This is a genomic window from Paenibacillus sp. RC21, from assembly GCF_044907935.1.
Taxonomy (GTDB): domain Bacteria; phylum Bacillota; class Bacilli; order Paenibacillales; family Paenibacillaceae; genus Paenibacillus; species Paenibacillus terrae_A.
In genome coordinates this window covers 1,007,689-1,022,873 of record NZ_JBIYCS010000001.1, presented here as the reverse complement: position 1 = coordinate 1,022,873, position 15,185 = coordinate 1,007,689, and the positions used below count along the sequence as shown (strand labels likewise).

The window sequence follows — 15,185 nt, the reverse complement described above, 5'->3', positions numbered from 1 at the left end:
TGGAATTTCTCCATCTCATCGTTAAACATCCGGTTTTCCGTCGGGTTCACGTTAATATTGATGGATAAGGAATCATCGGTGAAAATAAGCTTGGTCCGACGCTCAAAAGGATATTTCATTGAGGCAAAGGACTCCGGCATTTCTACAAAAGACGAAGGAATACGAAGGCTTACGTTCTCGGGAATGACCTCCGTTTCGGTAAATACCAATTCTTCATGAGCAATTGTCCAGTTACACTATAATTAGATGATTATCTAATCATATGTGAATACAAGTTCTTGTCCTTCGACATCTTCACATGTCAGGTCCCGTTAAAACAAAAAAGCTGAGAATATCGCTGCTTTTCATGCGTATACTTCATTGTCCTGCGGCAGATCCCAAAATAGACGTTATCATGATTTATGACAAAGTCTTATGAGAGGATAACTTATATGTCCCTCCTTCTCCAGATGAGTTGTTTGCCGTTGGACTTCATACTCAATCTTACACGGCTCGCAGAATCTACGAAACGCAGATGTTTCCGTCGAGACCCTGTCGCCTATCTGAAACAGGTAGAAAATAAATTTGTTAGTTGATTAGACATCTGTAGAAAAAAAGCCGGAGCCCTCCCTAAGGAAGATCCCAGCCTTGAGTTACCAGTTGTGCAAATCTGCACCGTTGCTTTCAATAATCTGTTTGTACCAATAAAAGCTGTCTTTTGGATAACGATTTAGTGTTCCTTTGCCCTCATCATCTTTGTCCACATAAATAAAACCGTATCGTTTGGACATTTCGGAAGTCCCGGATGAAATAATATCCAGAGCAGACCAAGGCGTATATCCAATTAGCTCCACACCATCGATAATAGCTTCTTTCATTTGCTTGATGTGCTCTTTCAAGTAGCTTATGCGGTACGCATCATGAATCTTGTGATCATCTTCCAGAATATCCTCGGCACCCAACCCATTCTCTACAATAAACAATGGCTTCTGATAACGATCATAGATCGTATTTAAAGAATATCTAAGCCCTACAGGGTCAATCTGCCATCCCCAATCAGAAGCTATCAGATAAGGATTTTTTAATCCTCTGGTCAGATTCCCCTCTGTTTGCTGCAAGCTCTTCAATCTTTCCTTATCATTCGTAGTAATCGATGATACATAATAGCTCAAGCTGATGAAATCCACGATATTATTTCTTAGAATCGCATCATCTTCTTCGCCTTTAATAATCTCAATACTGTTCTCCAGGAAATAACGGTTCATATATGAAGGATAATAACCTCTAACCATCACATCCATATAGAAGAAGTTTCCATATTGGTCATCCAAGGTAGCCTGCATAATATCGTCGGGATGACAGGTGGCAGGATATGTCGTCAGACGGGCAATCATACAGCCAATCTTGCTCTCCGGAGCAATGTCATGACATAACTTTACCGCCAGAGCACTCGCTACAAATTGATGGTGAACGGCCTGATAGATATCCTGTAAGTAATTCTCCGTTCGATCCTCCACGATTCCGGTGGATTTAAAGGTAGCAAATCTGCCCGCATTAATCTCATTAAATGTTATCCAGTAGCGAACCCGATGTTTGTAACGGTTAAAAAGAACAGCAGCAAAGTTGGTGAACATCTCAATGACTTTACGATCCTTCCAGCCTCCATACTGATTGACAATATGAAGCGGAAGCTCAAAATGGGAGAGTGTAACCAGCGGCTCTATATGATGCTTCTCCAGCTCATCGAACACCCGGTCATAGAACTCTAGCCCTTTCAGATTCGGCTCTTGTTCATCTCCGTTAGGGAAGATCCGACTCCAAGCAATGGAGAAGCGGAACACTTTAAAGCCCATTTCCGCACATAAAGCAATATCTTCTGCATACCGATGATAGAAATCTACACCGTCTCTTTTAGGATAACCTTTCGTACTGTCAGCATTAAGCGCCTGTTCTATCAATTCCGAAGTGATATTGCTGTGCTTTGACAAATCTACACGGTCGGAGTGAGGATCATAAAATGATATATCGGATACAGACATGCCTTTATGATCCTCACCAAAACCACCCTCGGCCTGACAAGCTGCAATTGCCCCTCCCCACAAAAAATTCACCGGAAATCCTTGATGCCCTGAATTATACTGTGACATTGTCAGCCCCCTGAGTAATCGCGTTTTGTTCGTCTTCAATTGATTTTTTGTCGATAATTCTGAAGAAAGGATAGTAAATGATCACCTGCAATGCAATACACATTAATTGAAGTACAACTAACCTAATACCGCCATTGACAAATGAATTCAAGATAATCGGCGTTCCAGCCGGGAAATGAGTCCCGTTCGCTATTGGGAAAATACCTAAGTTCATCGACCAGTAAGCAAAGCTTGATACGATAATTGGTCCAAACACAAACGGTATGAACATGAATGGGTTGAGTACCAGCGGAATCCCGAAAATTATAGGTTCATTAATACTAAAGATGGATGCCGGAAAAGCAAGCCGCCCCAGAGTCTTGTATCTTTTGCTTTTCGCAAAGAAGGCCAGTAAAATGGCTAATCCAAGCGTAGCACCTGATCCGCCGATGACTACAAACGAGTTGTAAAAACCTCCGCTAAGAATATTGGTATGTGCTTCTCCTCTACTGATCGCATCAAGGTTGGCCAATCCCAACGGCAACCATACACTGTAAAATATCGGGCTGACAACCATAAATCCATGAATCCCGAAAAACCACAATAGCTGAACAACAAATACAAAGATCACAAGCGACCAGTAACCTCCGCCAATATTCTGCAGTGGTGCCTGTATGGAAGTGTAAATCATCTGATGTAAACTCCCAAAATCCGTTAAGGAAGACAGATAGCTGATCATTGTAAAAACAATAACTATTATCGTACCTGGAATGAGGTTGGCGAACGTTTTGGCTACAGTCGGTGGTACCCCTTTAGGCATTTTAATAATCAAGTTTCTATTGATAATCATGACATATAATTTACCTACAACAAGTCCTACTATAATTGCTACAAATAAGCCTTGTGCTCCCAAATAATTGAAGGTGAACGCATTGACCTCATCTACTTTAGTAATCGGTGTCAAAATGAAAAAGGACATCAACCCGATGAGACCTGCACCTGCATTATCCGCCTTGGGATTCAAATTACTGACCAACCGATAAGCGATAAAAAACACTGCATAAATGGACAAAAGCGTGATTAATACACTGCCAGGGATTTGAAAAACCTGTTTCAGACCTGTACGTTGAATAAAGTTTTGGTAACTATCAATATTAAGATTAGCAAATAACGTAGCAAACGAGCCCAGCATCAAAACGGGCATGACAGAGGTTAATGCTTCGGATATTGAAGAAAGATATTTATTTTTACTTATTTTACTTGCTGTTGAAATGACCTTCTTTTTTATCACTTCTACGTTTAAGCCCACAGAGTAAGCCTCCTTATTTAAATATTACTCAAGGCCGTATTTAACACTTTTTCTCCATCCATCATGCCGTAATCCATCATATTAATGGTCAGTACCGGCATCGGAAGAATTGCTCTTAACTCATCCTCCATATGCCCGATTTGTGGTCCTAATAGGACGATATCCACATCACCAAATTTCTCTACCTCACTTTCAGCCGTTGCATCAATGAGAACCTCTATGCCTTGGGAGATCGCTGACTCCTTCATCTTTTCAACCAGCATACTTGTAGACATACCCGACGAACATACCAGCAATATTTTTTTCAACATTAGCTCACCGATCCTTTCAATTGTTGTTCCAATGCTTTACGCTCCTTAATCTCTTCAATCAGTTCGACAATTAATTCTCTGACTGTCAGAGCATTCATCAAATGATCCTGAGCGTGAATCAAAAGAATCGTAATTTCCGTTTTCTCTCCCCGGCCCTCCGCCTGAATCAACTGAGTTTGGACCTTATGCGCCTTGGTCAGACTTTCCTTCGCTTGCTTGATCAGATCACTTGCTTCGTCCAGCTTTCCTTGTCTGGCGGTTCTCACTGCTTTTAAGCTAAGGCTTCTCGCCTCTCCACTGCTGGCAATAATTTGCATAATGGTTTGTTCGTAATCCATATTGATTCTCCGCTCCTATAATAGATTCTCTATTTCTTTTATAAATTGGTTGTAGCTGTTGACCGCGAGCAGTCTGCTGCGGCTGTCGTCTCTCTCCATCAGGGTCAGCAGAAGCTTGCTTATTTCTTTATGAAGAAATAACTGGCCTGCACGCAAGTTGATAATAAAAATGAGCTGCACCGGTTTTCCTGTATACACAGTTGGTTTCTTTAATAATGTAATGCTGATGCAGTCTTTCAGAGCACTCATTCTCATGGGATGCGGACCGGCAACGCCATTTTTATAGATGGTCGTAAATTTAGCTTCTCGTAGCAGGACCTGTTCCGGAAAATCCTCCAGCGCATACCCTTTGCGCACAACTTCGCGGCAGCGCTCTTTCAGCAGTTCGGTGTAATCCTCAGGTCCGCTCAGGTGAAAGAGCTCCTCATGAAATAATTCCTTGAAATCCATAAGCTTATAAGAGGGCCGGAAGTGATCCATTTGCAAGGAGATCGACTCCCTGATCCGCTGCACTTCCTGGTCATCCAGCAGCTTCTTGATGTGTATAACCGGCTTATCCTGTATTTCGATCCCGAGCGGTACGGTAGTTAGGATTAAATCTACCGGCCTTGTGCTGATCTCTTCAAGCTCGGAGATGGAGGCGGTAATAACCGAGGCTTTAGGAAATACGGCTTCCAATTTAAGTCGAATCAGATGGGCGCTTCCCGCTCCGGTGGAACAAATGACGGCAATCCGCTTGAATTGCTCCAGATTATGCTGCCTCTTCCGTTCCAGATGTGTCGCAAAATGGAGCGCTACATAACCGGCTTCATCCCGGGACATTTTAAACCCATACTGCTCTTCTATAATCTCGGCAAAGCGGAAAGAAATCACGAACACGTTGGCATACTCGCTGTAGACATCCTCCACTAACGGATTATCGAGCTGAAGATTGTAATAGAGACGATTGAGCAGAGGAAACATATGCAGCAGGAGCGATTCCCGCAATTCCTCATCCTGATTAAAGCTGGTTAGGAATTCCTTATCCAGACGCTGCAATATCGCGCTTATTCCTTCACGCAATTGTGATTTCATTTCTGTAGTGATATTCTCGACAATTGTTTTCCCTGAAATATGAAGCGCCAGGTAATCAACCTCATCGGGAGGCAGCGAGATTTGGTAATGCTCTTCGACCCATTCAGCAATCCTCCATGCAATGTCATAGTATAATGGCTCCGGTGTCTTTAACATCGCTTGGCCACTTACAATGAAATTGCTTTTGGATATCCGGTACAGAAGGATGAATAAATGCGTGACAATGTTGTCTAAAAAGACATCCGAGATCTTGAGCTCCTTCTCTTTGAGCACCTGCAGCAGATAAGCCTTCAGCTTCCCGGCATCCAGCTCGCGCCGGAAGGTATTGAAATCCTTGCTATGCTCAACAACCTGACTGTTCTGTAAAATGTAGTGGGAGAAGGCCTGGCGGATATTTTTCTCGTCACCTTCAATCTTCACCCCATAGTGGGAGCGGCGCTGTAATTTGAGCTGGAACGCTTTAAATTGCAACTCCACTTCCTTCATATCAGAAATCAGAGTCGAGCGGCTGATCCCTAGTTCATCCGCTAGCTCATCTATAGGCCGGAACGTATCGCTTTGCAGCAAATAGTAAATGAGATGTTGCTGTCTGGCAGCTATATTATCCGAACCTACAATATCCCGTTTCAAAGATAAATGTTCCATATAGGCCAAAAATCGTGATTCATCTTCGGTTTCAAGCAGATATCCTTGATTACGGATCATCCGGATACAGAAGCCTTGCTTCTCCCCCGCTTTCTCCAAAGAGCGAACAACTCCCCTTACGGTTCTTTCGGACAACTCAACTTCAGCAACTAATTCACTCATTTTTACAGGAAGCTTCTTGGTGAATAAAATATTTAGAATTGTGTATTCTCGCATGCGATCCCTCATTTTTGATACTAGTATCGGTCAAGCAACTCAGCTGGTTATGAATACATGATACTTGGAAGCGCTATCTAAAGAACAGGTTATATTTTGCTATTTGAAACGGCAAAAAGAAACAGGTGCCCACTGATGATCTCCCCTTCTATATAGTTAAAATAATTTTAATTGTGATATTATCACTTCATCGGGAACGTCTGGAATACAGGTGAGCTCGGATGAAATTAAATCGGCAGTACAATTAACCTGTGAGAAATTTAACCCAGGTAAAACCAAACGAACAGATACGGAATCGCTATCCCCAGAAGATGTAGCAAAGGCGGCTGTTTCCACTTTTAGTTGATAGGGTATTTTTTGTTTTATAGAAAACTCAAAATCGACAATAGTTGCTGATTCACAATCTTTTTGCTCTAAAATAGTTGGAACTACTCTCAAAAAAAGTTATATTAGGATATATATATTATCTTTAGTATGAGAAAAAAAGGAGGAATATCCTAGATGGATGTACGAAGCTGTTTGCAACAAGGATGGAAGGCGGGCTTATGTATGTTGTTGTTGTGGGTATGGATGATGGGTGCTGTAACAGTTGGTCAAGCCGAAGCCCAAGCGGTGTTCCCGGGAGCCGTGGGATACGGGACTGACACTCCAGCAGGCCGGGGCGGAAAGGTAATCAAGGTGACCAATCTGAACAATGACGGCCCAGGCTCATTTCGTGCGGCATTAGAAACCAAGGGACCGCGGATTATTGTATTTGAAGTCGGTGGTGTCATAAATCTAGAAAAGGAGCGTCTTGAGCTGAGAGAGCCCTACGTGACCATCGCAGGTCAGACAGCCCCCTCCCCTGGCATTACATTCATCCGGGGAGGTTTGCAGATCAGAACGCATGATGTGTTAATGCAGCATGTCCGGTTTCGGATGGGCAACGGTGACAGCACTAAAGGTGCAGGATTTGAACCAGATGTATCCACTTACGGAGCCTCCGCTTATAACATTGTCATTGACCATTGCTCCTTTTCTTGGGGAGTGGATGAGAACATGTCCTTCTCAGGCCCTCGTACCAGTGGAACCAAGGCGACTACTCACCGTGTAACACTCAGCAATAGTATTATCGCCGAGGGCCTGTATAATTCCGTTCATGAGAAGGGTCCTCATTCCATGGGTACGCTCGTTCATGATTACGTGCAGGACGTGGCAGTCATCGGAAACCTTTATGCCCATAACATGGAACGTAATCCGTGGTTCAAAGCATTCTCGACGGGCGTAATTGTTAACAATGCCATTTATAATCCGGGAAAATGGGCTATTCGGCTCGGATTTGTGGAGAATGAATGGGCGGATACGGGGATCAAACCGGAAGGCCCTAGAGTCAGTATCGTCGGTAATTACATGCGGCATGGAGTAGATACGATTAAAGGGCTAGGAATTGTCGGAACGAACAGTAAAAGCGGCTGGGCTTATCTCAAAGATAATCTTGCTTATGACCGTAATGGCAAGTCAGTCCCACTGACTTTTGGCGGAATTAAGGAACTTGACAATCCACCTGTTTGGGTTGAAGGACTTGAAGCACTAGCAGCCTCGGCAGTAGTAAAGGAGGTCACTGAGCATGCAGGAGCAAGACCGGAGGACCGGGATGCTACAGATCAACGAATTATCTCCGATTTTCTGACTGGTCGAGGAAAGATAATTGATAGTCAGGAAGACGTAGGGGGATACCCGGATGTTCCAGCTACCTACCGTGCTTTAAATGTACCTGACAACAGCATTGATGAATGGTTGTATCAATTTTCAGTTGAGTTGGAGTAGTCCTTAATGCTGCTATTTTAAGACATTTCGTAAAAGTAATTAAGACATAACTCTGATGTCAATCGATTTATCACCCAGTTCTAGTTTAGTGTTGACAATCCACTCTTTCGGCAATAACGACTTGCATGACTACACTTTTAAATAAAAAAAGCACACGGATGCTATACCTACATCCGTGTGCTTCTCTGAAAATTTCATTTTCGTTTAGTTCAGTTGATCATATTATGGCTGAATCAAAAAAATAGTATGTTTTTATTCCCACAGTTTTATGTTTATAAGCACTATGGCCTGTACTACTTCTTTCTGCCCATAAACGATTTTGGTCTTGTTCTTTCACGCCTTTTCAACTTTATCTACTATTCCCGTGCTACCCTTCCTTTAAGCAGTATTTACAAATATCATCTTGGCCGTCGTGATCTTCCAAGCCTCGATACATACTTTTATTCATTCACTTATTTTAGATATATTAGAAGATTATTTCCTAATGTCTCTAAAACTTTCCATCAAGCATCCCAACTCCAAAAGCCTATTAAATCGTGTGATCGCCCTGCTGCTACCGACAGTCCGCAAAGTTGAAAATGTCCCCTAGTAGGTCCTCCAATCCTCCTTATTTATTTCTTCTAATACAGCAAGAAGATCTTCATCGGTGTAATCAGATATAACGAGACATAGAGTGTTTAGAGCCAGCGATAACAGTACTTGAATATTGCTGTCTGGTTCTTCTCCTGACAAACTAGAGTCTGCTTGTTCCACATCCGAATCTTTGGCAAAACCTGACTTAATCGCGCCCTCAATAAAACGTGGTTGAATTTCCTCCCAGTATGCAGCACCCTTTGGTGTCGCTATTAATTCTCCAATCGTAGATAGTTCGGTCAGCTTTCCAGAAAATAATTTCACGCCATTTACGACTGTAGTTTGTTTGAGTACTTCGTCACGCGCATTTTTGCCTATTACGATATCATACTTTCCACTTTCGACATGCCATCCGTTTAATTGGATATTCCAATATGCAAAAGAACGTTTATCCAGAACAAAGGTAGTGGTTTTAGTCTCCCCTGGGTTTAAGCTTATTTTGGCAAACCCCTTAAGCTCTTTCACCGGGCGGATGATGACCCCCTTGTGAGGCGCAACATATAGCTGTACAACTTCCTTGCCTTCAACTTTACCTGTGTTGGTCACGTCCACACTAACAGTAAGTGTCTCCGTTTCGGAATCCAGTGTAGTATGACTCAGCTTAAGATTGGAGTACTCAAATGTGGTATAGGACAATCCGTAACCGAACGGGAACAGCACATCGCACTTTTTGGTCTCATAATAACGGTATCCAACAAACACACCTTCACGATATTCTACATTATCATTTTCACCGAAATAGAACAGAAAGGACGGATTATCTTCCAGCTTCTTAGGAAACGTCTCTGCTAATCTACCTGAAGGATTGACTTTACCATATAAGATATTAACTGTAGCGGCACCTACAGCATCGCCGCCAAGATAGGTTTCCACGATTCCCTTCACTTGATCTGCCCATGGCATTTCTACAGGTGATCCGTTTTGAAGAACTACAATGGTATTGGGATTAACCGCCGCAACCGCTTCGATGAGCTCATTTTGACAAGTCGGCATTCTCATATGATTACGATCATAGCCTTCTGATTCAAAGGATTCTGGGAGGCCTGCAAACACAACTGCTATGTCAGCACTTTTCGCCGCTTCAACAGCTTCCGCTTGAAGGACTTCGTTTGTCCGTTCCTGATTATCTTCATAACCTTGGGCATAGGTGACCTCTGTTATTTCTGTAACAGCATCAAGTGCCGATATGATTTTGTATGAATTGATATGTGAAGAACCTCCCCCTTGATAGCGAGGGAATTTAGAAAATTTCCCAATAAATGCAACCTTGCTTTCTTTGGAAATAGGTAGTACACCTTCATTTTTCAACAGTACAATAGACTGCTCCGCTGCTTTTTGAGCTCGGGCAAGACTTGTTTCCAAGTCGCGTTCTTGCTTCACTTTCCCCTCTTTAGCACGGTACGTGACCTCAATAATACGCTCACAGAGATTATCAAGCTGCTTTTCATCGAGATCGCCAGACTTGACTGCTTCTACTAGCTTATAATCATTTTTGGAGTCTGCGGGCATCGTAAGTGCAGTTCCTCCCTTGGCTGCTTCAATCCGGTTGTGAACAGCCCCCCAATCCGAAACAACAAAACCATTAAATTCCCATTCCTTATATAGCATATCCTCAATATACTTGGTATGCTCTGCAGCAAAAGTACCGTTAATTTTGTTGAATGAAGTCATGACGGTCCAAGGCTGAGACTTTTTAATGGCGATTTCAAAATTAGTTAGGTATAACTCTCGTAGAGTGCGTTCATCAACGTTCGAGGACGAGGTCACACGTCTGTGTTCCTGTGAATTAGCGAAAAAGTGTTTTACGCTCGTTCCTACTCCCTTACTTTGAACGCCGTTTATATAAGCTGCTCCCATCTCTCCGGCCAGTAGCGGGTCCTCTGACATGTATTCAAAATTCCTACCGCAAAGCGGAGACCTTTTGGTATTAAGCGAAGGACCGAGAATAATGTCAACGTCTTCTGCCAGACACTCATCTGCAAGTCCTTCCCCTACCTCTTCAGCTAATGTAGTGTCAAAACTTGAAGCGAGAAGGGAACCTGTTGGAAAGCAAATTGCGGGTTTAGAGTTAAATAGATTCGTATCCTCACTCTTTATAGGCTCGATCCTTAAACCATGAGGACCGTCGGCTAATTGAAGTTTCGGTACGCCGAGACGGTCAACTCCTTTCGTGAACCAATTGTCCAAGCCCGAAGTAAGTGCCGCTTTTTCCTCAAGCGTCATTCGGGATACGATCTCTTTTATTTTTTTCTTTTCCAAGATAAATCCTCCTCTTACAAATCATACGTTGCGAGCCTATCTCCCTTATTCACATCCATCAGCTCCGCTGTTGATGCGAACAGTATGCGGAGTACAGCCTTCAGCAGTGATCGTTACGGTGATTGTACCTTTTGCGGTCGGACGCACAACTGCTAATACCTTGCCGTCAAAAGTTGTATGCTCATCATCGAAAAAATCTTCCTCAGAAGCTGGGTTTGCGCTGCCCAATCCCTGAAGCAAGCCTGGTCCGTTAACCTTGACCTTAACCTTGCGATCGGCGGTGTTATACAGGTTCCCATAGTCGTCTACAAGGCTGATCATCACGAAAGCCAGATCGCTGTCGGAAGCTGTAATTTCCGTTCGGTCAGCGTCTGCTTCCAACATGACGCCACCACTTGCCGAATGAAGCGTCATCCGCCCAATTTCTTGTCCACCAATGTAGGCTACCGCTGTAACGTCTCCCGGCTCATAGACGGTATCAAATTCTGCTTTGAAGCGGTTCGCTTCACCTGTAACAGCTTTCCCTACCGATTTGCCATTGACCAGCAGTTCGACTTCTTCGGCATCGGCATACACTTCCACTTTGATCGGTTTACCCTCGTATCCGTTCCACGACCAGCTAGAAATGGAATCACTCCAGCCCCAACTCGACAGAGTAGCCTTTTTGAAATAATGCTGAGGTCTCTGAACTGCGATGTATGGGGCCTTACGAAGACCAAACACGATTTCGCGGTAATACGATACCGATCTCCGATTACCGATAATATCAATGTCACCGACCCAAGCTGTAATCCAAGGATACGTGCTTTGAATATAGTGTGTAACTTCTTCCATATCATACTGAACTCTTCCGACGCCGGCTTCACCCAAGTAATCCCATCCCGCCCAGGCAAAGTCGCCGATCAGATGGTTATTCTTCTTTATAAGATTCCAGCTCTTATCAATCCTGTTTGAAAAAGTTTCACTTCCAACGATAATACGATTAGGGAATAAATCCTTATCCATTAGATATCTTGCATCTCCATAATTGTAGCCTGCAATATCCACGCTGGCGAAAGCCTCGGCTGTTTTCGTTGTACATAATTCACTGGCTACGATATTCGCCATAAGATCACCTAAATCATTCATCATCGTGTTAATGCCACCAGCTTCGTCGGCTTCGGGTTCCATTAATTCCTTCTGCTGAGCCAAATCGCTCATTACAGCAAGCATAAAATTCACAGAATTCGTTACAAATCGCGTAGAGTCCAAGGATCGAATTTTCTCCGACAGCTTACGGCCCCATATCGAACCGATCGGGCTACCGATCTCCGGAATTTCGTTACCAATCGAATACATGATGACGCTTGGGTGATTATAGTCCTTATTAACCATGGCTTCGATGTCTTTTTCCCACCAAACAGGGAAATGCAATGCGTAATCGTTCTCGGATTTGGAACTGGTCCACATATCGAAGCTCTCGTCCATAACCAGCATACCAAGACGGTCACATGCATAAAGAAGGGATTTACTCATGGGATGATGCGAACTGCGCAGTGCATTAAAGCCTGCTTTTTTCAGAATTTCGACCCGTCTCTCTTCCGCCCTGTCGATCGTCACTGCACCGATTACACCGTTATCATGATGGATGCAAGCTCCGCGCAGCTTGATGGTATCTCCGTTGATGCATAGCCCTCGCTCAGAATCCAGTGTAAGCGAACGAATCCCGAAGGACGTCGTCTCTTCATCCAACAACTCATCTCCGGCTGTTACTGTTGTTCTGCACATATACAAATTCGGTTGATCCACGCTCCAGAGCTTTGCATCCCTCACAAGCATACGCTGATGGAGTGTGGCCGATTCTCCTGCAAAAGTCGTAATTGGCGACCGATCGGACGCAACTACAGTGCCATTCGCATCGACAATTTCGCTTAATATATGCGTAGTTACGGTGTGTAAACCTTCATTTTCAATTACGGTTGCTACGCTTACTACAGCACGATCATCATGGATATCAGGTGTATCAATTTTCACACCGTCAAAGGCAATGTGAACCAGATTACCAACAATCAGCTTGGTATTGCGATAGATGCCGGCACCCGAGTACCAGCGGGAATCTTTATGTGTCGTGGCAATAACCTTGATTTCATTCTCTGTCCCGTACTTGAGGAAACGGTCGGCCTTTACATAAAAATGGCTATAACCAAACGGTTGCTGGCAAGCAAAGTCCCCGTTAATGTACACCATCGCTTGGTTGTATACGCCTTCAAATTCAATCGCAACCCGTTTGCTACGATACTCGGAGGGAACGAAAAAACGTTTCTTGTATTCGTATTCCCCGTCAGGATAACAAGCAATATTGCTACTACCGTCTTTCAATCTTTCATTTCCCCACATGGCATCATGTGGAAGCGTAACCAATTTTGTGGATGATTGGTCTTTGGCAAGCTCGGAAAAATAAGTCGTTCTCGGTCCAACCGTCCAGTCGGCATTAAATGATGTTCTAATCATAAAGTGTGTCACCATCTTTTCTTAAAAATTTTTAATTGTATGTCCTTTATGAAATAATAGTATCACCGAACCGCATAAGTACCTGGAACGTGCACGTATTGACGTTCGTCGTACTGAATAAGCCTAAGGTTCATATGAATACTTTGGTTCGTTGTATCATCGGTAAAACTATCAATTCTAAGCCCATTTTATTGGATCTGCCACTATATCCTCTACCATTTCACCGACTTCCGATTAGCACTTTGCCGACCATTCTATTAAAAAAACGGGCACGCAATTGCATGCCCGAATAAGATACAATATAAATGTTATTTACGTGCCTTTGCCCATTCGTTGAGTTGTCTTTGCTTCTCTGCGATGACTTTGTCCATTCCCGCCGATTTCAACTTTGCAATAAACTCCGGCAGAACTCTATCAGGTTCAACGCTCCCTGTTTCAAGTGGAACAGCATATTGGGAGATAACATTCCCCACAGATGCAAACTCGGTCTTAACAGGAGTAGAGTCGAAGGAGAAACCAAGCGCTTTGGATTTATATGCCGACTTGTTAAATTCTTTGATTTTTTCCCATGAGTCAGGGTCTTGCCCATTAAAAACATAAGATAAAAATTGGTTACCGAACAACCATCCTGTATTTAAATAATAACCTGAATTTTGACTGTTTACACCTTTGGGAAAATCAATGACCTTTTCGGATTTGACTACATAATGTCTTCCCTCAATTCCCCAAATCAACAAGTTTGCAATCTCTTTATCTGTGTACATTAGATTAAGGAATTCCATTGCTTTCTCAGGAGTTTTCGAGTTAACCGGGATTCCCCACATTACATTGGTTATCGTTGATGTTGTGGATACTGGATGTGAGAATGCTACGACTTCCATAGGAACGCTGCTGGTTTGCGTTTCACCTTCATATGTTTGAGGTTGGACACGGAGCAAGTATGCAAAAGCCTGTTTTGATCTGATTAAATCATATTTGGGCGTTCTATTAGTTGCGGCATCCTTAAGGATTAATCCTTCTTCATACCATTTTCTAACCATTTGAAGCTGACTGGCATATTCTTCTGTTTCGTAAAGATTAACCAGCTTCAAATTATTATCATAACCAGGCAAAACACCAATTTGGTCAGCAAGAGAGTCATACGTCTGATAGGTTGCGAGTATAGAAGCACCTATAGCTCCCGGAACCAATGGAGCAATATCCGGTTCACCAGCTTTAACCGTTTTTAATACACTCTCTATATCCTGTATAGTCCGAATTCCTGCACCATCAATTTTATACTTATCAACTAAGTCCTTTCGCATCGCAATACCATAAGTGGTGACCATGTCACGTAAGGTAGGAACGCCATAAATAGAGCCCTTAACTTTTGTAGCATCCAAATAGATTGGATCCAACACTTGGGTAATTCCTTTTCCCTGTTTTGTCAGAAGTTCATCTAGAGGAATAAGTTGACCTTTTGATACTAATGAACTGTAGTTGTAAATTGTGGGAATTAAATCAAGCTTTTCATTACTGGAAAACATCAAATTCGTTTGCTGCTGCCAATCCCCAAAGCCGATCGGCAATAGTTTAACCGTAACATTAATTTTCTTCTGGGCGATTTTGTTGATGGCATCTTGAACGAGAGAGATATCCTTCGGTGCAGCACCGAAAATTGGAAATGCGACAGTTAACTCCACTGTTCCATCTGCCTTAGTATCGGCTGATTTTGCCTTTTCAACATCATTACCGCTACAAGCGGATAATATCAGCATTAAGACAAGAAGAGCACTTACTAAGCTCATTCTTTTTTTCATTGTTATCCCCCACAATGTTTTTTTCCACTTCATGAAAGCGCCATCTTAACATGCGGTATTCAATGTAGGTATGTACAGTTTACATTGGTTTTATTCTTAATTTTTTGTCATATTTTTACTCATGTGGACACCTAGAATGAATCCGATTTTGTTCTCGTATTCTTTCTAGGTGTCCACTTTTTAGTCTAGCATCACTTACA

Annotated in this window: 10 protein-coding genes; 1 reads left to right on the top strand and 9 read right to left on the bottom strand. The window is 42.9% G+C overall.

The features are described from left to right. Positions 1-632: 632 nt before the first annotated feature. The 6 genes from ABIA61_RS04445 to ABIA61_RS04420 all read right to left on the bottom strand — a co-directional run bounded on the left by ABIA61_RS04445 (position 633) and on the right by ABIA61_RS04420 (position 6,436). On the bottom strand, positions 633-2,126 hold the full coding sequence (locus tag ABIA61_RS04445) for a glycoside hydrolase family 1 protein (RefSeq protein ID WP_283656055.1): 1,494 nt from the start codon (positions 2,124-2,126) through the stop codon (positions 633-635). Beyond that, entirely contained in the window at positions 2,113-3,414 is a 1,302-nt protein-coding gene (locus ABIA61_RS04440; protein ID WP_283656054.1) for a PTS sugar transporter subunit IIC, read from the bottom strand. The genes ABIA61_RS04445 and ABIA61_RS04440 overlap by 14 nt, the downstream gene beginning before the upstream one ends. A 17-nt stretch (positions 3,415-3,431) precedes the next feature. After that, entirely contained in the window at positions 3,432-3,722 is a 291-nt protein-coding gene (locus ABIA61_RS04435) for a PTS sugar transporter subunit IIB (RefSeq protein WP_283656267.1), read from the bottom strand. Positions 3,723-3,724: 2 nt separating this feature from the next. Then, complete coding sequence (locus ABIA61_RS04430; RefSeq protein ID WP_283656053.1) at positions 3,725-4,063, bottom strand: PTS lactose/cellobiose transporter subunit IIA; 339 nt, start codon at positions 4,061-4,063, stop codon at positions 3,725-3,727. A gap of 15 nt (positions 4,064-4,078) precedes the next feature. Continuing rightward, on the bottom strand, positions 4,079-5,944 hold the full coding sequence (locus ABIA61_RS04425; RefSeq protein WP_404520121.1) for a BglG family transcription antiterminator: 1,866 nt from the start codon (positions 5,942-5,944) through the stop codon (positions 4,079-4,081). Positions 5,945-6,154: 210 nt separating this feature from the next. Further along, a complete protein-coding gene (locus ABIA61_RS04420; protein WP_404580349.1) occupies positions 6,155-6,436 on the bottom strand; it encodes a hypothetical protein in 282 nt (93 codons plus the stop codon). 63 nt (positions 6,437-6,499) lie between these two features. Between ABIA61_RS04420 and ABIA61_RS04415 the strand changes: the two genes are divergently transcribed. Further along, the gene (locus ABIA61_RS04415; protein ID WP_283656051.1) at positions 6,500-7,804 is read left to right on the top strand and encodes a pectate lyase family protein; all 1,305 of its coding nucleotides are present in this window, start codon (positions 6,500-6,502) and stop codon (positions 7,802-7,804) included. A 585-nt stretch (positions 7,805-8,389) separates the two neighbouring features. Here the strand turns inward: ABIA61_RS04415 and ABIA61_RS04410 are convergent. From ABIA61_RS04410 to ABIA61_RS04400, 3 genes are all read right to left on the bottom strand, one after another. After that, entirely contained in the window at positions 8,390-10,696 is a 2,307-nt protein-coding gene (locus tag ABIA61_RS04410) for a glycoside hydrolase family 3 C-terminal domain-containing protein (RefSeq protein WP_283656050.1), read from the bottom strand. 45 nt (positions 10,697-10,741) lie between these two features. Beyond that, on the bottom strand, positions 10,742-13,186 hold the full coding sequence (locus ABIA61_RS04405) for a glycoside hydrolase family 2 protein (protein ID WP_283656049.1): 2,445 nt from the start codon (positions 13,184-13,186) through the stop codon (positions 10,742-10,744). A gap of 308 nt (positions 13,187-13,494) precedes the next feature. Next, positions 13,495-15,018 (bottom strand): ABC transporter substrate-binding protein, encoded by a 1,524-nt coding sequence (locus ABIA61_RS04400; RefSeq protein WP_283656048.1) that lies wholly within the window; start codon positions 15,016-15,018, stop codon positions 13,495-13,497. Positions 15,019-15,185: the final 167 nt, after the last annotated feature.

Excerpts from the sequence above, each read along its gene's own strand:
- ABIA61_RS04445 (WP_283656055.1), bottom strand. The coding sequence starts at position 2,126 with ATGTCACAGTATAATTCAGGGCATCAAGGATTTCCGGTGAATTTTTTG.
- ABIA61_RS04425 (WP_404520121.1), bottom strand. The coding sequence starts at position 5,944 with ATGAGTGAATTAGTTGCTGAAGTTGAGTTGTCCGAAAGAACCGTAAGG.
- ABIA61_RS04405 (WP_283656049.1), bottom strand. The coding sequence starts at position 13,186 with ATGATTAGAACATCATTTAATGCCGACTGGACGGTTGGACCGAGAACG.
- ABIA61_RS04400 (WP_283656048.1), bottom strand. The coding sequence starts at position 15,018 with ATGAAGTGGAAAAAAACATTGTGGGGGATAACAATGAAAAAAAGAATG.
- ABIA61_RS04430 (WP_283656053.1), bottom strand. The coding sequence starts at position 4,063 with ATGGATTACGAACAAACCATTATGCAAATTATTGCCAGCAGTGGAGAG.
- ABIA61_RS04415 (WP_283656051.1), top strand. The coding sequence starts at position 6,500 with ATGGATGTACGAAGCTGTTTGCAACAAGGATGGAAGGCGGGCTTATGT.